At 67.3% G+C, this 20,662-nt stretch carries 19 protein-coding genes; 11 read left to right on the top strand and 8 right to left on the bottom strand.

From position 1 onward, the window contains the following. Positions 1–13 precede the first annotated feature (13 nt). From OEL49_RS06520 to OEL49_RS06510, 3 genes are read left to right on the top strand one after another with little or no spacing between them, the layout of a single operon-like run. Positions 14–1,231, top strand: coding sequence for an NnrS family protein (locus tag OEL49_RS06520; RefSeq protein ID WP_014236729.1), 1,218 nt, complete (start codon positions 14–16; stop codon positions 1,229–1,231). Between the two features lie 19 nt (positions 1,232–1,250). Next, the gene (locus OEL49_RS06515; protein WP_014236730.1) at positions 1,251–1,637 is read left to right on the top strand and encodes a SirB2 family protein; all 387 of its coding nucleotides are present in this window, start codon (positions 1,251–1,253) and stop codon (positions 1,635–1,637) included. A 10-nt stretch (positions 1,638–1,647) separates the two neighbouring features. Beyond that, positions 1,648–2,226, top strand: coding sequence for a hemerythrin domain-containing protein (locus OEL49_RS06510; RefSeq protein ID WP_014236731.1), 579 nt, complete (start codon positions 1,648–1,650; stop codon positions 2,224–2,226). A gap of 96 nt (positions 2,227–2,322) precedes the next feature. On the opposite strand, the gene fnr is transcribed toward OEL49_RS06510, so the two are convergent. Next, a complete protein-coding gene (gene fnr / locus OEL49_RS06505; RefSeq protein WP_014236732.1) occupies positions 2,323–3,069 on the bottom strand; it encodes a fumarate/nitrate reduction transcriptional regulator Fnr in 747 nt (248 codons plus the stop codon). Positions 3,070–3,220: 151 nt separating this feature from the next. Between fnr and hemN the strand changes: the two genes are divergently transcribed. The 5 genes from hemN (at position 3,221) to OEL49_RS06480 (ending at position 8,861) form a co-directional block, all read left to right on the top strand. Continuing rightward, positions 3,221–4,618, top strand: a complete 1,398-nt coding sequence (hemN, locus tag OEL49_RS06500; protein WP_014236733.1) for an oxygen-independent coproporphyrinogen III oxidase — start codon at positions 3,221–3,223, stop codon at positions 4,616–4,618. A gap of 129 nt (positions 4,619–4,747) precedes the next feature. Then, positions 4,748–5,434 (top strand): sulfite exporter TauE/SafE family protein, encoded by a 687-nt coding sequence (locus tag OEL49_RS06495; protein WP_014236734.1) that lies wholly within the window; start codon positions 4,748–4,750, stop codon positions 5,432–5,434. 19 nt (positions 5,435–5,453) lie between these two features. Then, the gene (locus tag OEL49_RS06490) at positions 5,454–5,882 is read left to right on the top strand and encodes a universal stress protein (protein WP_014236735.1); all 429 of its coding nucleotides are present in this window, start codon (positions 5,454–5,456) and stop codon (positions 5,880–5,882) included. 183 nt (positions 5,883–6,065) lie between these two features. Next, entirely contained in the window at positions 6,066–8,501 is a 2,436-nt protein-coding gene (locus tag OEL49_RS06485) for a heavy metal translocating P-type ATPase (protein ID WP_014236736.1), read from the top strand. Between the two features lie 153 nt (positions 8,502–8,654). After that, positions 8,655–8,861: a heavy-metal-associated domain-containing protein gene (locus OEL49_RS06480; RefSeq protein ID WP_014236737.1), complete on the top strand. Its 207-nt coding sequence runs from the start codon at positions 8,655–8,657 to the stop codon at positions 8,859–8,861. 77 nt (positions 8,862–8,938) lie between these two features. Here the strand turns inward: OEL49_RS06480 and OEL49_RS06475 are convergent, their stop codons facing one another. From OEL49_RS06475 to OEL49_RS06445, 7 genes are all read right to left on the bottom strand, one after another. After that, on the bottom strand, positions 8,939–9,190 hold the full coding sequence (locus OEL49_RS06475; RefSeq protein ID WP_014236738.1) for a ferrous iron transport protein A: 252 nt from the start codon (positions 9,188–9,190) through the stop codon (positions 8,939–8,941). Continuing rightward, positions 9,187–11,187 (bottom strand): ferrous iron transport protein B, encoded by a 2,001-nt coding sequence (feoB, locus tag OEL49_RS06470; protein WP_014236739.1) that lies wholly within the window; start codon positions 11,185–11,187, stop codon positions 9,187–9,189. Before feoB ends, OEL49_RS06475 begins: the two co-directional genes overlap by 4 nt. Positions 11,188–11,535: 348 nt before the next feature. Then, positions 11,536–12,963, bottom strand: a complete 1,428-nt coding sequence (locus OEL49_RS06465; protein ID WP_205230882.1) for a 4Fe-4S binding protein — start codon at positions 12,961–12,963, stop codon at positions 11,536–11,538. Beyond that, positions 12,939–13,796: an FTR1 family iron permease gene (locus OEL49_RS06460; RefSeq protein ID WP_014236741.1), complete on the bottom strand. Its 858-nt coding sequence runs from the start codon at positions 13,794–13,796 to the stop codon at positions 12,939–12,941. Before OEL49_RS06460 ends, OEL49_RS06465 begins: the two co-directional genes overlap by 25 nt. A gap of 10 nt (positions 13,797–13,806) precedes the next feature. Beyond that, positions 13,807–14,154 carry a cupredoxin domain-containing protein gene (locus OEL49_RS06455; RefSeq protein ID WP_014236742.1) on the bottom strand — a complete coding sequence of 116 codons (348 nt, stop codon included), beginning with the start codon at positions 14,152–14,154 and terminating at the stop codon, positions 13,807–13,809. Between the two features lie 9 nt (positions 14,155–14,163). After that, the gene (locus OEL49_RS06450) at positions 14,164–15,714 is read right to left on the bottom strand and encodes a carbohydrate porin (RefSeq protein ID WP_014236743.1); all 1,551 of its coding nucleotides are present in this window, start codon (positions 15,712–15,714) and stop codon (positions 14,164–14,166) included. A 3-nt stretch (positions 15,715–15,717) separates the two neighbouring features. Next, positions 15,718–16,269: an iron transporter gene (locus tag OEL49_RS06445; RefSeq protein ID WP_014236744.1), complete on the bottom strand. Its 552-nt coding sequence runs from the start codon at positions 16,267–16,269 to the stop codon at positions 15,718–15,720. Positions 16,270–16,619: 350 nt separating this feature from the next. Between OEL49_RS06445 and OEL49_RS06440 the strand changes: the two genes are divergently transcribed. From OEL49_RS06440 to OEL49_RS06430, 3 genes are all read left to right on the top strand, one after another. Next, positions 16,620–17,939 (top strand): DUF2325 domain-containing protein, encoded by a 1,320-nt coding sequence (locus OEL49_RS06440; RefSeq protein WP_287874242.1) that lies wholly within the window; start codon positions 16,620–16,622, stop codon positions 17,937–17,939. Positions 17,940–18,099: 160 nt separating this feature from the next. Then, a complete protein-coding gene (locus tag OEL49_RS06435) occupies positions 18,100–20,178 on the top strand; it encodes a TonB-dependent receptor (RefSeq protein WP_287874241.1) in 2,079 nt (692 codons plus the stop codon). Then, a complete protein-coding gene (locus OEL49_RS06430) occupies positions 20,178–20,654 on the top strand; it encodes a hypothetical protein (protein WP_287874240.1) in 477 nt (158 codons plus the stop codon). The genes OEL49_RS06435 and OEL49_RS06430 overlap by 1 nt, the downstream gene beginning before the upstream one ends. The last annotated feature ends 8 nt before the right edge of the window (positions 20,655–20,662 follow it).

Here is a 20,662-nt window from a genome sequence, read left to right as displayed (position 1 = left end):
TTTCGGAGATTCCATGTTCAAGGCCTTTTTCAGCGCCCCCCACCGGGTCATGTTCGCCCTCGGCGCCCTGCAGAGCCTGCTGGCGGTGCTGTTCTGGGCGGCGGACCTGGGCGGCCGCTATGCCGGACTCTATGGGGCTCCGGCCTGGGCCCTGCCCGGCATCTGGCTGCATGGGGCCCTGATGCTGTTCGGCCTGTTCCCCCCCTTCATCTTCGGCTTTCTCATGACGGCCCTGCCCAAGTGGGTGAGCGCCCCGGCCCTGACGCGGGGCCAGTACCTGCCGGCCTTCGCTCTGCTGGCAGGCGGCTGGCTGCTCTTCTGGGGCGGCCTGCTGGCGGCGCCCCTGGCCGTGTCCGGCCTGGTGGTGGCGTCCCTCGGCTGGCTGTGGGGCTTGGTCGCCCTGGCCCGGGCCGTGACCTGGCCCCAGCCCCGGGGCTTCGCACCGGACCGTTCCCACGCCTACGCGCTGCTGGCCGCCCTGGGGCTGGGCCTGGTCGCCCTCTGGGCCTATGCCTGGGGCCTGGCAGCCATGGCCGGCGACGGGGTGCGGGCCGGCATCGAGCTGGGGCTGTGGGGCTGCCTGCTGCCGGTGTTCTTCATCGTCAGCCATCGCATGCTGCCCTTCTTCACTGCAGCGGTGCTGAAGAACTACACCATCTACCGACCCATGCCCCTGCTGTGGCTGGTGCTGGCCTGTTTCCTTGGCCACGCCCTGCTGGCCCTGGTCGGCTGGCACGGAGCCCTGTGGCTGCCGGACGCCGTTGCCGCCGCCGTGGTCATCCATTTCTCCTGGAAGTGGCAGCTTCGGCGCAGCCTGGCGGTGCCCATGCTGGCCATGATCCACGGCGCCACCGTCTGGCTGGGCCTGGGGCTGGTGCTCTATGCCTGCCAGGGGCTGGCCCTGGCGCTGGGCGGCAGCTTCGGCGGCCTGGCGCCCCTGCACGCCATCAGCATCGGCTATTTTGTTTCCATGCTGCTGGGCATGGTCACCCGGGTCACCCTGGGGCATTCGGGCCGGCCCATCAACGCCGGGGATCAGACCACCTGGCCCCTGTTCTGGCTGTTCCAGAGCGTGCCCCTGCTGCGCATCGCCGGCGAGTTCCTGCCCCTGTCCGGCCCCTTCAACCTGCAGTGGCTGGCCAGCCTGGCCTGGCTGCTGGTGTTCGCCCTGTGGGTGCGGCGCCACGGCGCCATGTACCTGCGGCCCCGGCCCGACGGCCAGCCCGGCTGACGGATCGCGGAGCCATCCCATGTACCTGGCCCTCAAGCATCTGCACATCACCTGCGTCGTCCTCTCCGGCCTCGGATTCCTCCTGCGCGGATTCTGGATGCTGCAGGAGTCGCCTCGACTGCAGGGGCGCCTGCCGCGGGTGGCGCCCCATGTGGTGGATACCCTGCTGCTCGGCAGCGCCCTGGCCCTGGCCTTTCTCTCCGGCCAGTATCCCTTCGTCCAGGGCTGGCTGACGGCCAAGGTGCTGGCCCTGCTGGCCTACATCGGCTGTGGCAGCGTGGCCCTCAAGCGGGGGCGCAGCAAGGCGGTGCGGGGCATCTTTTTCGTCATGGCCCTGTCGTGTTTCGCCTATATCGTTTCCGTTGCCCTGACGCGTCATCCCGCCGGCTTCTTCGCCGGTCTGTGAAAGGAATTGCATGAGCCACAGCCTGTTGGGCGCCGCCGCCCCCAGTTTCGACGAACCCCTGGAAATGCTGGATGCCTGTCACGGTCGCATCCAGGCCCAGATCGAGACCCTGCGTCGCCTGGTGCAGCACCTGCCCCGGCACGGTGCCGACCAGGCTGCCCGGGAGGCGGCCCAGGGCGTGCTGCGCTATTTCTCCGTGGCCGCTCCCCATCACCATGCGGACGAGGAGGATGACCTCTTTCCCGCCCTGCGGGCGAGCCAGGCGGTGGCCCGGGAAGCGGCGGTGGCGGCTCAGGTGGAGGCCCTCATCGAGCGCATCCTGGCCGATCACCGGCGCATGGACCGGGCCCGGGACGAGGTGCTGGCCCGCCTGCAGGCCATCGTCGCGGCCCAGCCGGGGGAATGCAGCGAGGCCCTGCCGGCGGCCATGGTGGAAGGGCTGGCCGAGCTTTATCTGGGACACATCGATCTGGAAACCCGGGAGCTGCTGCCCCTGGGGCGGCGCCTGCTGTCCCCCGAGCAGGCGGCCGCCGTCGGCCGCAGCATGGCGGCACGGCGGGGGGCGGTGTTTCCGGAAGGGGAACAGTAGGACTGCCGGCACTCCTGGACTAAGCCCGGGCAATAATCCGGGCAATAAAAAAAGCGGCTCCGCGGAGCCGCTTTTTTGTTTGACGCTTGCCCGGGATCAGGCCGACTGGTGGGTCATCAGCTTTTTCAGGCCCGGGATGTCCAGGATGCGGATGTGCTTTTGCTGCACGGCGATCAGACCTTCTTCCTGGAAGCGGGAGAAGGCGCGGGAAACGGTTTCCAGCTTGAGGCCCAGGTAGCTGCCGATTTCTTCCCGGGTCATGCGCAGGTAGAACTCGGCGTGGGAATAGCCGCGGGCGGTGAAGCGCTGGGAGAGATTGAGGAGGAAGGCGGCCAGCCGTTCTTCCGCCCGCATGGTGCCGAGCAGCATCATGACCCCGTGGTCGCGCACGATCTCCCGGCTCATCACCTTGTGGAAGTGGTGCTGCAGGGCCACGATCTCCCGGGACAGGCCTTCCAGGCGGGGGAAGGGGATGATGCAGACTTCGCTGTCTTCCAGGGCCACCGCGTTACAGGAATGGTGTTCGGTGCTGATGCCGTCCAGGCCCAGCAGCTCGCCGGCCATCTGGAAGCCGGTGACCTGGTCGCGGCCGTCTTCCAGCAGCACGTCGGTCTTGAAGAAACCGGCGCGGATGGCGTAGATGGATTCGAAGGCCTCCCCGGCCCGGTACAGGTGGTCGCCGCGCTTGATCTTGCGGCGGGTGCTGACCAGTTCGTCCAGCTTGGACATCTCGGTCTCGTTGAGACCGTAGGGAAGACACAGTTCTTGCAGGTTACAGTTCGAGCAGGCGGTCTTGATGACCGACAGGGTAATTTCTTGGGCGCTGGTCTTCTTCAACGGCATGCTGTTCCTCGCTGGGCCAAGGGCGTTCGGATGGTGGTAACCTGCGCCGGAAGGCCCTTTGGAAGCCTTTGATCCAGGTCAACGTGCCCCAGTTCCTGCACCACGATAATAAGCCGCACCTAATGTGTGGTTCTGCAACGACTGTTTTTCAATGACATTTACCGCCAACAACCTGGTTTTCGATCCCCAGATCATCCGCCGCTTCGACGTCAATGGACCGCGCTACACGTCCTATCCGACGGCTGACCGTTTTGTCGAAGCCTTCGATGCCGAGGCCCTGAAGCTGTGGTTGGGCAAACGCAACATCGGCGGTATCAGCCGACCGCTGTCATTATACTTCCACATCCCCTTCTGTAACACCATCTGCTACTACTGCGCCTGTAACAAGATCATCACCAAGGATCACGGCCGCAGCGCCAAGTACATCAAGTACCTGGGCAAGGAGATGGCCCTGCAGGCCGAGTACCTGCTGGACGGGGATCGGGAAGTCTCCCAGCTGCACTGGGGCGGCGGCACGCCCACCTTCCTCTCCCATGAGGAAATGCACCAGCTGATGGACCTCACCCACCGCCATTTCAAGCTGGTGGATGGGGCCGAGATTTCCATCGAAGTGGATCCGCGCAAGGTGGACCGGCCCACCGTGGCCCTGCTCGGCGAGCTGGGCTTCAACCGCATGAGCCTGGGCGTCCAGGATTTCGACGAGCGGGTGCAGCAGGCCATCAATCGCATCCAGACCGAGGAAGAAACCTTCACGGTGATGGACCAGGCGCGCAAGAGCGGCTTCAAGTCCATCAGCGTGGACCTCATCTACGGCCTGCCCCACCAGACGGTGATGGGCTTCAACCGCACCCTGGAGCGGGTCCTGGCCATGGACCCGGAGCGTCTCTCCATCTACAACTATGCCCACCTGCCGGGCCTCTTCAAGCCCCAGCGGCGCATCAACGAGAGCGACCTGCCCAACGCCGACACGCGCCTGCAGCTGCTCTCCCTGGCCATCAAGAAGCTGACCGATGCCGGCTACGTCTTCATCGGCATGGACCACTTCGCCAAGCCGGACGACGAGCTGGCCGTGGCCCAGCGCCAGGGCCGGCTGCACCGCAATTTCCAGGGCTACTCCACCCATGCGGACTGCGACATGCTGTCCTTCGGCATTTCCTCCATCGCCAAGGTGGGGCCCACCTACAGCCAGAACTACCGCACCCTGGACGAGTACTACGACCGCCTGGACGCCGGCGTGCTGCCGGTGCTGCGGGGCATCGAGCTGACCGCCGACGACCTGCTGCGCCGTTCCATCATCCAGGCCCTGATGTGCCATTTCGAAATCTCCACCGAGTCCATCGAAATCGCCCACCTGATCGACTTCAAGAAGTACTTCGCCGCCGAACTGGAGGACCTGAAGGAACTGGAGCGGGGCGGGCTGGTGAAGGTGGACGACAAATGGATCACCGTGCTGCCCCCGGGACGTCTCCTGGTGCGGGCCATCTCCATGGTGTTCGACAAATATCTGCGCGCCGATCGGCAGCGCACCCGTTACAGCAAGGTCATCTGACCGGGCTACGGGATACCGCGTTTAACTTGAGGCAAGCCTCAGGGGGGAAAAGCCGGGCGCTGGGGGAAACCCCAGTGCCCGGTATAATTTTGGCCATGGCCTTTTTCACTTTCCGCACGGCGCTCCCACGTGGCTGACTCCTTCCTGCCCACCCTGCTTTCCGTCCTCCTCGTCGGCTTTCTCGGCGGCACCCACTGCATCGGCATGTGCGGCGGCATCGTCGGCGCCCTCTCTCTGGGGCAGGCCGGAGGCAGCCGCTGGTCCCTGCATCTGGCCTACAACCTGGGGCGTATCGCCAGCTATGGCCTGGCCGGCCTCCTGGCGGGGGCCGTCGGCGCGGCCGGCGCCCACCTGGGAGAGCAATGGTCCCTGCGCCTGGTGCTCTACGTGCTGGCCAACCTGATGCTGGTGGCCCTGGGCCTTTATCTGCTTGGCGCCACCCAGGCCCTGGCGTGGACCGAGCGGGCAGGCCAGGGCCTGTGGCGCCGTCTGCAGCCCTTTTCCAAACGTTTTCTGCCCGCCCGCAGCCCGGCCCAGGCCTTTCCCCTGGGCTTGCTGTGGGGCTGGCTGCCCTGCGGTCTGGTATACAGTGTGCTGACCACCGCCCTGGTGAGCGGCAGCGCCGCCCGGGGCGGCGCGGTGATGCTGGCCTTCGGCCTGGGCACCCTGCCCAACCTGCTGCTGGCCGGCCTCCTGGCGGCGCGGCTGAAGGATTTCGTGCGGCGCCCCTGGGTGCGCGGCATCGCCGGGCTGAGCGTGCTCGGCTTCGGCCTGTGGGGCCTGCTGGGTGCCTGGCGCCTGGCCCATAACATCTAGAAATGCTGAGGAGCAGACGATGCTGAATTTCCTGCTGGCGGTCGATGGTTCCGCTTGTTCCCTGCGGGCCGTGGATCACCTGATTTCCCGCCTCTCCTGGTACCGGGAAGTGCCGACGGTGCACCTGCTCTACGTGCATCCGCCCATTCCCGACGGCCGGGTGCAGCGCCACCTGGGCCACGAAACCCTGGAGCGCTACTACCGGGAGGACAGCGTGGAACGCCTGGAGGCGGCCGAGGCCAAGCTCAAGGCCGCCGGGGTGGCCTACCAGCGGCACATCCACGTGGGCCAGCCGGGGGCCGTCATCGCCCATCAGGCCGCTGAACTGGGGGCCGACCTGGTGCTGCTCGGCAGCCACGGCTGGAGCGCCATCGCCGGGGCCGTCATGGGCTCGGTGGCCACCCGGGTGGTGCATGAAACCACGGTGCCCGTCCTGCTGGTGAAATAGGCGGCAGGCCGTCTGCCAGCGCAGCCGGCCTGATCCCCGGCATGAGCGGGCGGGGAGGAGGGCTGCGTCCATCCCCGCGCAACGAAGAAACCCCTGGCCGTGCCGGCGGTCTGTAACCATGGGGTTTGAGCCCCTCTGTTACTGGCGGCTAAGGGCGCCTGCGCCCATAATTAGCCATTGCTAATGTTTCTTGCCGAGTTGCCCGTGTCCCAGTCCCCTGCCGCTCCTTCTTCCTCCCGCCTCGACCTGCCCATTGCCGGCATGACCTGCGCCGCCTGTTCGGCCCGCATCGAGAAAGTGCTGAACCGCCTGCCCGGCGTGGAAGCCAGCGTCAATCTGGCGGCGGAGCGGGCCAGCGTCGCCTTGAACAGCGAGGAAACCACGCCCCAGCGGGTGGTGGAGGCCATCGAGAAGGCCGGTTTTTCCGTGCCGCCGGCCACGGTGGAACTGGAACTTACCGGCATGACCTGCGCCGCCTGCGCGGCCCGCATCGAGAAGGTGCTGAACCGTCTGCCCGGCGTCGAAGGTGCGGTGAACCTGGCCGCCGAGCGGGCCCGTATCCGCTACGTGCCGGGTCTGGTGGATACGGCCCGGCTGATCAGTGCCGTGGAAAAAGCCGGCTTCGGCGCCCGGGTGGCCAGCGACACCACCCGGGAAGAGGAAAAGGCCCGCAAGGCCGCCCTCTACGCCGCCGAGAAGCGCCGCTTCTTCATCGCCGCCCTGCTCACCCTGCCCCTGGTGGCCCAGATGGTCACCATGTTCGGCCCGGCGCCGGAACATGGCCACAGCGATCTGCTGCCTCGCTGGCTGCAACTGCTGCTGGCCACCCCGGTGCAGTTCTGGATCGGCTGGCGCTTCTACGACGGCGCCTACAAGGCCCTGCGCGGCGGTGGCGCCAACATGGACGTGCTGGTGGCCCTGGGCACCACCATGGCCTACGTCTTTTCCCTGGTGGTGACCCTCTTCGGGCTGGAGCACCAGCACGTCTATTTCGAAGCCTCCGCCGCCGTCATCACCCTGGTGCTGCTGGGCAAGCTGCTGGAGGCCCGGGCCAAGGCCAAGACCACCGCCGCCCTGGAAGCACTGGTGCGCCTGCAGCCCAAGACCGCCCGGGTCGAACGCCATGGTGAACTGGTGGAGCTGGACGTGGCCCTGCTCATTCCCGGCGACGTCTTCATCGTCCGCCCCGGCGAAGCGGTGCCGGTGGACGGAGAGGTGATCGAGGGCGCTTCCAGCGTCAATGAAGCCATGCTCACCGGCGAGTCCATGCCCGTCGGCAAGCAGGCGGGCGACGCCGTCTTCGCCGCCACCAGCAACGGCCAGGGCATGCTGCGCTGCCGTGCTACCGGCGTCGGCGAACACACCCTGCTGGCCGGCATCATCCGCCTGGTGGCCGAGGCCCAGGGCTCCAAGGCCCCGGTGCAGCGGCTGGCCGACAAAATCTCTGCCATTTTCGTGCCGGTGGTCTGCGCCATCGCCCTGGTCACCTTCGGTCTGTGGTGGTGGCTGGGGGGCGATTTCACCACCGCCCTGGTCAATGCGGTGGCGGTGCTGGTCATCGCCTGCCCCTGCGCCCTGGGCCTGGCCACGCCCACCGCCATCATGGTGGGCACCGGCCGGGGCGCCGCCGCCGGCATCCTGGTGAAGAATGCGGAAGCCCTGGAGCGGGCGGAAAAATTGAAAGTGCTGGCGGTGGACAAGACCGGCACCCTGACCCGGGGCGAACCGGCGGTGACCGACATCGTCGCCCTGGGCGCCAGCGAAGACGAGGTGCTGGCCCTGGCGGCAGCCCTGGAGCAGGGCTCGGAACATCCCCTGGCCCGGGCCGTGCTGGCCGAACAGAAAGCCCGGGGCCTGGCGATGCAGGCGGTGAGCGGCTTTGCCGCCGTGGCCGGCCACGGGGTGGAAGGGACGGTTTCCTCCCGGGCCCTGCTGCTGGGCAGCCCGTCCTGGGCGGCGGAGCGGGGTGCCATGGTGGAGAATGGCGTCCTTGCTGCCTTGCAGGGACAGGGAAAGACGGTGGTGGTGCTGGCCGAACAGCAGGCCGATGGCAGCGTGGCCCTGGGCCTGATCGCCATCGCCGACCCCCTGCGGGAAAGTTCCAAGGCTGCGGTGGCGCGGCTGCTGGCCTTGGGCGTGGAAGTGGTGATGCTCACCGGAGACAACCGGGCCACGGCGGCGGCCATTGCCGCCCAGGCCGGTATCGCCCGTTTCGAGGCCGAAGTATTGCCCGGCGACAAGGCAGCGGCGGTGCAAAAACTGAAACAGGGCGGCCGTCTGGTGGCCATGGCCGGCGACGGCATCAACGACGCCCCGGCCCTGGCGGCAGCCGACGTCAGCTTCGCCATGGGCGCCGGTTCCGACGCCGCGGTGGAGGCCGCCGACCTGACCCTGGTGAAAAGCGACCTCATGGGTGTGGCCCACGCCATTGCGCTTTCCCGGGCCACCCTGTCGAAGATCCGCCAGAACCTGTTCTTCGCCTTCATCTACAACGTGCTGGGCATTCCCCTGGCCGCCTTCGGCCTGCTCAACCCGGTGGTGGCCGGCGCCGCCATGGCCTTGAGTTCGGTGTCGGTGGTGAGCAATTCCCTTCTGCTGCGGCGCTGGTTGCCGAAATAGGGGCGTTAGCCACAGAGGACACAGAGTTCACAGAGGGTTCTTTGTCGTTGTTGATGTGGGTTCTGCGTCGACCACCGGCCTGGAAGGCGCCGATGGTTTTAAACTCTGTGTTCTCTGTGCCCTCTGTGGCCAAGTTTTTTAAGTGAGGATTCCATGGCAACAACAACCATCCCCGTCGGCGGCATGAGCTGCCAGAAATGTGTGGCCTCCCTTACCGGCGTGCTGTCCAAGCTGCCCGGGGTGGAAAAGGCCGAAGTGCTGCTGGAGCCGGGCCAGGCCACCGTCACCTACGATCCGGCCCAGGTGGGCGAGGCCCGCCTGCGGGAAGCGGTGGAGGATGCGGGCTTCGACGCCCTGTAACTCTCCCGGTTCCGGCATGAAAAAGCCGCCTGCCCGTTGCCGGGCGGCGGCTTTTGTTTTGTGGGGCGGCCGAGCGCTCAGGCCGGCGTCGCCTCCACCCAGATGCGATGGGCGATCTCGTGTTCCAGGGCCAGTTCCACCTGTTCGCAGAGGACCACGGTGAGGGGCTGCTGGCGCAGTACCTGGATGGCGTGGGGCGGCACCAGGCCGTAGGCGTGGAGCTGTTCGGCCAACACTGCGGGGATGTCCGCATCGAAGTGGGCCAGGTTGGCCCGGGTGCCTTCGGGGATGCCGGTGAGGCGCAGGGCTTCGTGGGTGGCGGGGCTCATGCGAACAGTCTCAGCAGGTGGTTGAGGATGCCGCCGATGAGGAAGGCGGTGGGAATGATCAGGGCCAGCAGCACCACGGCCACCTTCAGGCCCTGTTCCTTGACGATCATCATGACGCTGGCGATGCAGGGCACGAACAGGGTGATGGTGACCATGCCGACCACGGCCTGGATGGCCGAGAGGTGCTCGGTCATGGCGAACAGGCCGGTGGCGCCGAAGTCACGCCGCAGGAAGCCCATGACGAAGGCGGCGCTGGCCTCCTTGGGCAGGCCCAGCCAGCCGGAGACCAGGGGCTCGCCGGCCTCGATGATGGCCGGCAGGGCGCCGATCTTGTCCAGGGCGAACATGAGGAAGGTGCCGATGAGGAAGAGGGGAATCACCTCCACCAGATACCACTTCAGGCGGCCGCCGGTCTTCTTCAGCACATTGCCCAGCACCGGCCAGCGCAGGGGCGGCAGCTCGGTCATGAGGGGGATGCGCTTGCCCGGGATGAGGCGGGAGGCGAGCCAGCCGGAACTGAGCAGCACCACCAGGATGCACACGGCCCAGGTCAGCAGGGCGCCGAAGGAAACGCCGCCGAGGAGGCCCAGCACCACGCCCAGCTGGGCCGAACAGGGGATGGCCAGGGCCAGCAGGAAGGTGGTGATGAGACGCTCCCGCGGCGTGGCCAGGATGCGGGTGGTGAGGGTAGCCATGGTGACGCAGCCCAGGCCCAGCACCATGGGCAGCACGGCCTTGCCGTTGAGGCCGATGGCGGCGAAGGTGCGGTTGGCGATGACCGTCAGGCGCGGCAGGTAGCCCGAATCCTCGAGGATGCCGAAGGCGAAGAAGAAGGTGGTGACGATGGGCAGGATGAGGGCCAGGGCGTAGGTCATGCCCATGGTCCACAGGCCGTACTCGCCCACCAGCAGCTCGACGATCCAGGGGATGGAGACGTGGTTCTGCACCAGCTCGGTGAAGGCCGGATTGAGGACGCCGCCGAAGAAGTCCTCCTCGAACAGGCCCACCAGGGTACTGGCACCGAAGACGCCGACGAACTCATAGAGCAGGAACAGCACGCCCAGCAGGATGGGCCAGCCCCACACCGGATGCACCGCCAGCTGGCCGGCGGTGAGGGGTTTGCCGCTGGCCGGCTTCTTTCCTTCCCGGGCCACGGTGCGGGTGAGGGCCTCGGCGGCCCGGCCCCGTTCGCCGGAAAGGAGGGCGGCCAGGGGCTGGCCGGTGAATTCCCCTTCCAGGTTCAGGCGCAGGGCGGCGAGCAGGGCGGCGGTCTTGGGGAAGTGCTGGTCGAGCCAGGCTTCCAGTTCCGGGTCGTGGCCCAGGTAGAGGATGGCCAGGCCCCGGGCAGAGAGGTGGGCATGGGGGACGTCGCTGGCGAACTGGGCGGCGAGGCGGCCGATGGCGCTTTCCACGGCGTCGTCGTAGCAGAGCAGGGGCTCGGGCCGGGCCGCCTTGGCGAGGGCGGCCTCCAGGGCGCCGACGCCTTCGTTGCGGGTGGCGACACCGCTGATGACGGGAATGCCCAGGGCTTCGGCCAGCAGCTTGTCATCGACGCCGATGCCCCGCTGTTCGGCCTCGTCGGCCATGTTCAGCATCAGCACCATGGGCACCCCCAGGTCCGCCAGCAGGGCGGTGAGGGTCAGGGTGCGGCGCAGGTTCTTGGCGTCGCCCACCTGTACCAGGCAGTTCAGGTTCTCCTGCAGCAGGGCCCGCAGGGTGGCCCGCTCGTCGTCGCTGCGGGAGGGCAGGGAGAGTACCCCCGGGGTGTCCAGCACCTGCTGTTCTTTGTGGATTTTCAGGGTGGCCCGGGAGACTTCCACCGTGGTGCCCGGATAGTTGGACACATTGACGTAGGTGCCGGTGAGGCGGTGGAAGAGGACGGACTTGCCGACGTTGGGGTGGCCTACCAGGGCCACCACCAGGCCGGCGGGGGCGGCGGCCGCTGCTTCGTTGTCGGCCAGGGGGGAAGGACGGGTGCTTTCTGCGGAGGTTTCCATCGGCTGCCTGGGGTGGGTGGCTGGGAGGCGGGGCTTCAGTGCCGGGGAGCGGGGTGCGCTGCGGCGGTCTGGGCAGGGTTGCGCTCCAGGGGGCCCAGGGTCAGCCCGAGAAGGAGTACCAGGGAGGCGGCAAGGACGGAACGCAGCATGGAAGACCCCGAAAGGTGGCCGCCGGAATGTGAGGAAGCGGAGCGGCAATGGCGCTAATGATAACTTATCTCATTTGAGTTTGACAGTTGAGATTGCAGGCGAGGCCACCAGCACGAAATCCCAGCCGTCCGGGAGGAGGGCTGGGAGCCAGTAAGGGAGCGCCTTTTTAGGCGGTCAGGGCGGCCGGGTCCGGGGCGCCTACCAGACGAAGAAGACCACGTACCAGACCGCGCCGATCAAGGCCGGGGCCAGGGTATAGATGGAGAAGGCCGCCACGCGCCGACCCCAGGCCGGGGTGGTCTGCAGCACCAGGCGCAGCCCCAGCCACAGGGCGAAGCCGATGCCCAGGGCGAGGATGGCGATGCGGGCATCCGGCACCCAGGGCAGGATCACCCGTTCGCCCTTGAGCTGGCTCAGGGTGAGCATGGAAAGCCCTAGGAAGACGTTGGCCCCGGCCAGGGGCACCAGGCCCAGGGCCAGGCGCCGCCAGGGCAGCTGGGGGCTGGCGACGATGCGGCTGGCCAGGGCAACGACGCCGAGCAGGGCCAGGGCAATGGCGCAGCCGCCGCCCAGGATGTAGGCCAGGATGCACAGGCCGTCGAGCCAGGTGAACACGTCGCCCACCTCCGGGTAGTGGGTGAGCAGCCACCAGGGGGCGTTGTCCTGCAGCAGGAGGAAGGAGTCGTGGTCGATGAGCCAGTTGGCGGCGGCGGTCTTCAGGGCCACGAACCAGGGGCTGACGGTCCACTGGAAGGCGGCGGTGGCGATGCCGAGGACGCCGAAGAGCAGGGTCATGGCCTCGCCGGTGTGGATCTGTTCCGCCTTGCTGGCGAGGATTTCCGCATCGGGGCGGCGGGGCGACAGCTGTACCGCCTCCCGGTGGCCGGCGCAGCGGCCACAGGCATGGCAGTCGGAGGCCCCGGTCATGCGCCGGATGTCCACCAGAGGAGCGCAATTGACGGGCTGGGCCGGCGCTGTGGCCGTATCCCAGGCGGCCCGGTCCACCCGGAAGTGCACCGGGGCGACCTTGGCCAGGAGGGAAAAGACGCCGGAGGCGGGACACAGGTGGCGGCACCACACCCGCTTGCCCTTGCCGTAGAGCAGGCCCACCGCCACGGCGGCGACGGAAGAGCCGCCCAGCACCAGCAGGGCGGCCTTGGGGTATTCATAGACGCTGACCAGCTGGCCGAAGACGGTGGTGCACACGAAGGCGACGAAGGGCCAGCCGCCCCACTTGAGCCAGCGCGGGATGGGCAGGTTGAGGCCGCGCCAGCTGACCCATTCGGTGAGGGTGCCCTCGGGGCAGAAGACGCCGCACCAGAGGCGGCCCATGAACAGCATGGAAACCATGACGAAGGGCCACCAGATGCCCCAGAAGAGGAACTGGGCGAAGAGGGTGAGGTTGTCCAAGATGCTGGAGCCTTCCGGCGGCAGGGGCAGGAAGGCGGGGGTGATGACCAGTCCGAAATAGAAAACCACCACCGCCCACTGGATGGCGCGGATGGTGGCTCCATGTTTCTGCATGCCCCGGCCGCAGGCCTGCAGCAGGCCGGCGATGGGACCCCGCCGCTGCGTTGCGGCAGCGGCGGGCAGGGGACGCTTCAAGGTGCTGCTGTGGGCTGGCATGAATCGGCTCGCACGGATGATGGGTTGGGAGTGAAGGAGCGCAGCCGCAGGGCGACGTAGCCCCAGTACAGGGCATAGGCCAGCAGCAGCATGGCGGTGGGCTGGGCCCGGTAGCCGGCGAAGGTGGACAGCACCTGGCCGAGGCCGCTGCCGTCGTCGAGGACGGCGGAGGTGTCCCACACCAGGTCCATCAGGGTGGGCAGCCAGTCCATGCCGATCAGGCGATCCACGGCGGCGCCGAGGAGGGAGCCGGCCGTCACCAGCAGCACCACCTCGCTGACGCGGAAGACGGTGCGATAGGAGAAGAAGCGGGCGCCCCGGGCCACGGCCCAGGCGGTGAGGCCGGCGATGACAAAGCCCAGGGCGGCCATGCCGTAGAGGCCAAGCAGCTCGCTGCCCTGGCGCTCCGCCGCCATGCCGTAGAGGAAGACCACGGTCTCCATGCCCTCCCGGCCGATGGCCAGGGCCGCCACCAGGGCCACACCGAGGCGGCCGCCGGTTTCCGCGGCGCGGCTGGCGCCGGCTTCCAGCTCCCGTTTCATGGAGGCGCCGTGGCGGCGCATCCACATCACCATCTGGGTCATCAGCACACAGGCCAGCAGCAGCATGCCGATCTGGAACAGTTCCAGGGACTCGCCGTCGAGCCAGGTCTGGGCGCCGTAGGCGAGAAAGGCCAGGGCCAGGGCCAGCAGGGTGCCACCGCCGACGCCGCTCCACAGGGTGCGGCGCAGGCGGGAGGCGTCCTCCTGGCGGGCGATCCAGGCCAGCAGCACGCCGACCACCAGCATTGCTTCCAGGCTTTCGCGCCAGACGACAATCAGGGCATTGAGCATGGTTGTCCTCTTACTTGGCGATCAGCAGGCATTCGGCGGTATCCGGATGGAACTCGCCGAAGATGCGGTAGGTGCCCGGTTGCAGCGGCTGCACCACGACGAAGGAACTGGCCCCGGGGGCCAGCACCTTCTCCATGCGGGGCTGGGTGCTCTCGAACTCCTCCGGGCCGGGGCCCTCGTTGCGGAAGATGATCTTGAACTTGGTCCCGGCCGGCACTTCCAGGCGGTTCGGGATGAGCTTTCCATCCTTGGCCACGATCTGGAAGGAAGGCAGCTCCGCTGCCGCGGCCGGCGCCGGCCCGACGAACAGGGCGGCGCACAGCAGCAGGGCGGGTACCACGAGGGAAGACAGGCGCATGGCGGCTCCTTAGAAGGTCAGCTGGGCACGCATGCCGAGCACCTTGATGGCCTTGGCCGTGGCGTCGCCGCCGGGCCGTCCCAGGTATTGCAGGTCGGGAGACAGCTCGAACTGCTTGTTGATGCGGTAGCGGTAATAGACTTCGGCCACGCGCTCGGCGCCGCTGGCGTTGAAGTTGTAGTCCGGAATGCCGTCGCCGTCCGCGTCCACGAAGGACGATTCGCCGGAAAACTCCTTGCTGGTGCGCAGCAGGCCGAAGGCCAGGCCGAGGGAGTCGCCGCCCCGATCCCAGTAGGAACCGCCCAGTTCGGCGCCCAGGGTGAGGGCCTTGTCGAAACGCACGTTGCCGGAGATCTGCTGGCCGTAGCGGCCGAACACCGTGACCGCATCGCCGATGCGCTGGTCGGCGGAAACGCCCAGGCCGGAATGGGATTCCTGGATGCCGGCGAAGGACACTGCCTGACCGTTGCGCCAGTAGTAGGCCCGGTAGTTGCCGGTGAGGCCGCCGAAGAACTTGCGCTGGGTCTCCATCTGGGCGATGACCATGGGCGAGCTGAAGGAGCGGGTGTAGGTGGAGCCGTTGGCGCCGGCACCGAAGACGCCGAGGGAGAAGCGCCAGGTCTCGGGCTTCTGGGTCTCGTTGTAGTAGGAGACGCGGAAGCCGGGGGAGAAGCCGTTGGCGTCCACCCCGATGTCGCCGCCCGCATCCAGCAGCGGGTTATGCACGAAGACGGTGTTGAGGAACTGGCGGGTTTCGTCGTTGGCGGCCGCGTTCTGGTCGAAGAAGACGAAGGGGTCCATCTTGCCGAAGTTGATCTCCAGCTTTTCCCGGGAGCGGGGCTTGTAGCCGCCGAAGGGCAGGGGAATGGTGGCCTGGTACCAGGCCTGGCCCAACACGGCCACGGAGTCATCCGGATTGCCGCTTTGCACGCGGAAGGCGCTGGCGTTGGGCTTGGCGTAGGAACTCATGCCGTTGAGGCCCTGGCCCTGGCCGAGGCGGAACTGGGCAAAGATGTGACTCTCGGTATCGCCGATATTGGCCAGAGGCAGGGTGACGAAGACGTCGCCCCGGTAGTTGAGCTGGCTGTTGCCGTTGCTGTCGCCGCTGGGCACGCCGGACGGCCGCTGGGCCACGGTGGTGAGGCTGATGCCGGCGGTGATGCCGTCCAGGGATTCCACCGTGCGGGCGGCCTTGAGCATGTCGAGGGACTGGAATTCCACGGCCTTCAGGCGGGCGGTGATTTCCGGCTCGTACTGGCTGATGTCGTCGCTGTCCAGACCCTTGGTGATGCGGGCGTTCTGCTCTTCCAGGGTCTTGATGCGCTGTTCCAGGGCCGGGGAGGCTTTCGTCGCCGGGGCGGCCTGGGCCTGCTTTTCCAGTTCCGCGTTGCGCTTTTCCAGCTTCTCCAGGCGCTCGTTCATCTTTTCCAGCAGCTTCAGCAGTTCAGCCTGGTTGCCGGCGGCCTGGGGGGCGGCGAAGGCCGGCGCGCTGCCGGCGATCAGGGCCGCCGTCAGCAGCGCCAGGGGGCGCGGCCGAAGGAGGTTGGTGGTGGCAGCCATGGCTTAGTACCCGCCTTTTTTGCCGATGCCGACGAAGGTGAATTCATTTTCCACTTCGAAGGGCTTGAACCAGGGGCGCACGCCGGTGAGACGGTCGGTGTGGCGGCCGAAATGGGCGTGCTTGTTTTCGGTGGGCGGCAGGATGGTGTACTTCACCTTGTACTTGCCCGGGCCGAAGAGCTTGATGTTGTCGCCGTAGTGGGGGCCGTCGTTGGCCACCATGGCCATGAATTCGCCGGAGGTCTTCTGGTCGGAGCCGATCTTGGAGACTTCGTACTTCACCACCAGGTAGGGAATCCAGTGGCCTTCCTCGAAGCCGTTGGGGTTGTTGGCCAGGGCCCGGATGTCGGCCTCGATGTGGATGTCGGATTCCTCGGCCTTGCGCATCATGCCGTCCGGCTCCATGTTCACCGCCTGCAGATAGACGGCGGAAATCTCCATGCCGTAGCGCTGCTGGGGCGTGCCGATGGGGTATTCCACGGCATTGGCGGAGAAGGACCAGGCAGCAGCGAGGGCTACCAGGGTACGGGCGAAGGAAAGGCGGATGGAAGGCATGACTAGGCTCCTGAGCGGTAATAGGCGGATGTTTTTGGGATACCGCTTTGGCGCGGCTTAATAACAATCTAAGTAAGAATGATTCTCGTGTCAATTATTCGCGTACGTCAGTTTTGCGACAGGTTTCTGACGGATGCTGCAATGCAAGAACTGGCGGGCTCCGGCGTCGGATCAGGCCATGCCGGGAGATGCCCCGGGGATGCGACTAGTTCTTTGGTGCTATTGCAATGCAAATGAGAGTTGTTATTATTTGCGATATGCCGTTCAGGCCGTGAGGGCGAAAACGACTCCGGCCTGTCCTGAATCCCGTCATTCCGCTCCATTCTTCCGAGGGGCGAGGAGGTGCCACCATGATTCCCTTCAAGCAGAAACATGAACCCGTCAATTTGCCGGAACTGGGCGAGGCCGCCCTGCCGGAACCGGCTGCGGCGGCTCCCGTCCCCAGCGCCGGCTCCCGTCGCAAGCGCCTGTGGGAACTGAAGCACCAGCACCACTGCCCGGTGATCGGTACCTGCCTGCCACTGGATCTGCTGCGGCGCCTGGCAGCCCGGGCCAAGATACTCGGCCCCAACATGTCCGACTTCTCCCTGCATACCCAGGCCGTGGGCTTTGCCGAGCAGCGCAATCCCTTTGCCGAGCTGATGCAGCAGGAACTGGAGCGGCGCTACAACCTCACCATCCAGCGCTTCCGCCCGGCCCGGGATGGCGATGCCATCTACCGCCTGTGGCGGGAGGCGGTGGCCTCGGGCCAGGTGGCGGACGCCCTGTGGGCTGCCTGGACCCATCCCCGTTGCGATACGGAGACGGCCCAGCGCATCTACGGCGACATCCACATGCTGTCCCACCAGGCCGGCGCCGCCCACCAGGCGGATGTGAACCGGCTGAAGCAGCTGGAGGCGGAAAACGCCGCCCTCAAAGCCGAACTGCAAGCCCAGCGGGAGAAGGGCGGCCAGCGTCTGGCGGAGAAGATCCAGGAGGCAGAGCTACTGAAGCGCCAGCTGGCGGAGATGGAAGTCTTTGCCTGCGAGCGGGAGGCCCTGGCGGTGCGGGTGGTGGAACTGGAGGCCCGCTGCCGCGAATTGGAAGGGGCCGACGGCGGCCAGAAGGCCCGGGCCGACGCCCTGGCCCTGCGTCTGGTGTCGGCGGAGGATCGCACCAATGCCGCCGAGGCCCGGGTGCGGGACCTGACCCGCCAGCTGGAGGAATCCCGCCGCGATCTGGTGGCGGCCGAGCAGGCCATGGAATCCTGGCTGCTGCTGGACGGCGCGCCGGAAGGCGATGCCTGCGCCCTCTCCGCCACCTGCGGCCGGGAATGCGCCAGCGGCAAGGACGGCGCCGAGGCCGCCATGCCGCGCCTGGAAGGGCGCAGCGTGCTTTGCGTCGGCGGCCGGCCCGGCCTGGTGGAAACCTACCGTCGGCTGGTGGAGCGGCTGGGCGGCCGCTTCGCCCACCACGACGGCGGCCTGGAGGACAATCCCCGCTTCCTCGACGGGGTGCTGTCTGCCGCCGATGCGGTCATCTGCCAGGCCGGCTGCATCAGCCATGGCGCCTACTGGAAGCTGAAGGACCACTGCAAGCGGACCGGCAAGCCCTGCGTCTATCTCAAGGGGGCCGGTGTTTCCAGCTTCGTGCGCGGTATTTCCGAGGTGGCGGAAGGAGCAGTGGAGTAGTTCCCCTGCTGCCTGAGCGGCAGGGATTTACGTTTTTTGACCTGCATCATATTGAGATCAATTCTCAACAAAGTACAGTGCGGACTTCGATCAACCCGCCGCGATCCAGCCAGCGACAGCAATGCCAGCCAGGCGCGGGGATTCCTTCCGGAGCCCGTCCATGTCAACGCTGTCATCCCTTGTCGCTGTTTCTTCCCCGTCGCGTCAGCGCCCACCTTTCGCCCTGCATCTGCTGGCCCTGAGCCTGGCCTCGGGCTTTGCCTGGGGCGCCGATAACCCCGCTTCATCCGAATCCGCCCTGTCCACCGTCAGCGTCACCGCCAAGGGCTATGCCGCCGACGAACTGGAAACGCCCCTCAGCACCGTTTCCCTCGATCGGGAGGAAATCGTCCGCCGCGGCGCCAACAATCCGGGGGAACTGCTGCGCGGCGAGCCCGGCATCGCTGTCGCCAGCGACGGCGCCCAGGGCCAGAACCCGGTGCTGCGCGGCCTGAAGAAGGAAAGCGTGGTGCTGCTGGTGGACGGCATCCGCCTCAACTCGGCCCAGCCCCAGGGGGCCATCGCCTCCTTCATGTCCCTCGGCCTGGCGGAACGGGTGGAGGTGGTGAAGGGCCCGTCCTCCGTGCTCTACGGCAGCGGCGCCCTGGGCGGCGTGGTCAATGTGCGCCTGCCCCAGGCCCAGTTCAAGGCCGGCACCAGCGGTTCGGCCATGGCTTCCTGGGACAGCGCCAGCAACGGCCTGCGGGCCACCGGTGTGGTCAATTTCTCCGCCGGCGACCATGCCCTGATGCTCGGCACCTCCAGCGCCCGCATCGGCGATTACCGCTCCCCGGACGGCAAGGTGGCCAAGACCGGCTACGATTCCGACAGCCTCATCGGCCAGTATCGCTTCCGCATCGATGGCGCCCAGCAACTGCGCCTCTCCTTCCAGGAGCATACGGACGAGGACGTGTGGTACCCCGGCTCCACCAAGGCGGCCGCCAACCCTATCAAATCCACCACCATCTATTCGCCGAAGCAGAGCCGCCGCCTCATGGAAGCGGGCTATTCCCGCCAGGGCTCGGGCGAGGCGCCGCTGAACCTGGACTTCCGCGTCTACCGCCAGGAGATGGAGCGGCAGATCTACTCCTGGGCCAGCGGCATCAAGCGCAACAACGCCGAGACCAAGGTCTCCTTCGTCACCGAGGGCTGGGATGCCAAGGCCGACTGGCTGGTCCATCCCCAGCACCTGCTTTCCTTCGGCCTCAACGCCTGGGAGATGGAGGCCTCCCCCAACCGGCGCCTGTACCAGGCCGGCAACATGGTGGCCAACAATCCCTTCGCCGATGGCCGCATCGAATCCCTGGGGGCCTACCTGCAGGACGACATGCGCTTCGGCAAGCTCAACGTGCTGGCCGGCCTGCGCCACGACACGGTCAAGGGCAGCGCCGCCTCCATGAACAACGGGGCGATCAAGAACGGCCTTTCCCGCAGCGACAGCGCCACCTCCGGCAGCCTCGGCGCGGTCTATGAAGCGGCGCCCCTGCTGCGGCCCTATGCCAACCTCTCCCGCGCCTTCCGCGCCGGCGAGATGCGGGAACGCTACGAGTCCTCGCCCCGGGGCGACGGCTACTATTACGTCGGCAATCCCCAGATCAAGCCGGAAGAGGCCACCCAGTTCGAGCTGGGCCTGAAGGGCGCCAGCGCCGACTTCAACTACCACCTGGCGGCCTACCGCAACAGCATCGACAACTACATCACCGGCCAGCCCACCGGCACCTTCATCAGCGGCCTGCCGGTGAAGGCCACGGTGAACCTGGGCCGGGCCGTCATCGCCGGGGTCGAGGCTTCCGCCCGCTGGCAGGTGCGGCCGGGGCAATGGCTGAATGCCGGTTATTCCCGCCTGCGGGGCGAGAACAAGGACCTGGACGAGCCCCTTTTCCAGATGCCGGCGGACGAACTCTCCCTCGGCTGGGACGGCGCCGTTGCCCAGGGCTGGCGTGCCGACGCCACCCTGCGCCTGGTGGCCCGCCAGGACCGCATAGCCACCCTCTTCAGCCGCGGCAGCGAAAACGCCACCGCCGGCTTTGCCACCGCCGACCTGGGCGCCACCTACCGCTGGTCCCGGCAGAGCTTCCGCGTCGCCCTGAAGAACCTGGCCGACAAGCGCTACCACGAACACCTGGCCGAAGGCGTCAGCGGCAACGAAATCCTGGCCCCCGGCCGTTCCCTCGTTCTCACCTGGAAAGGAGACTTCTGATGCAATTACGCCCCTCCGCCCTGGTCCTGCTGCTGGCCGCCCTGGCCGGCGGCCCGGCCGCGGCCCACGACCACGACGCTGGCAGCGGCAGCGACCAGCGCCAGGTGATCCGGCTGACGCCGGCGGAAAAACATTTCCTGCTCTCGGAAATGCGGGGCTTCGTTGCCATCACCCAGAAGATCATCAGCGCCGCCACCGCCAACGACATGGCGGCGGTGGCCGAGGCCGCCCGGGTGGGCGGTCTCAAGGCGCACCAGAAGGACTTCGCCAACCCGGGCAGCCTGGTGCACGGCATCCGCAAGAAGGCGCCCCAGGCCTTTTTCCCCCTGGGCCGGGAGACCCACATCAACTTCGACCGCATCGCCGAACTGGCCACGGAACTGAAGGACCGGGACGTGGTGCTCAACACCCTGGCCGACAACCTCAACAACTGCATCGCCTGCCACAGCGCCTACCGGGTGGAAGAAGCCCACTAGACGCCTGC

The organism is Azospira sp., from assembly GCF_030247495.1.
In the GTDB taxonomy this organism is placed as follows: domain Bacteria; phylum Pseudomonadota; class Gammaproteobacteria; order Burkholderiales; family Rhodocyclaceae; genus Azospira; species Azospira oryzae.
Note: the sequence above shows the minus strand (reverse complement) of the source record. Positions and strands in the feature narration are given on the sequence as shown.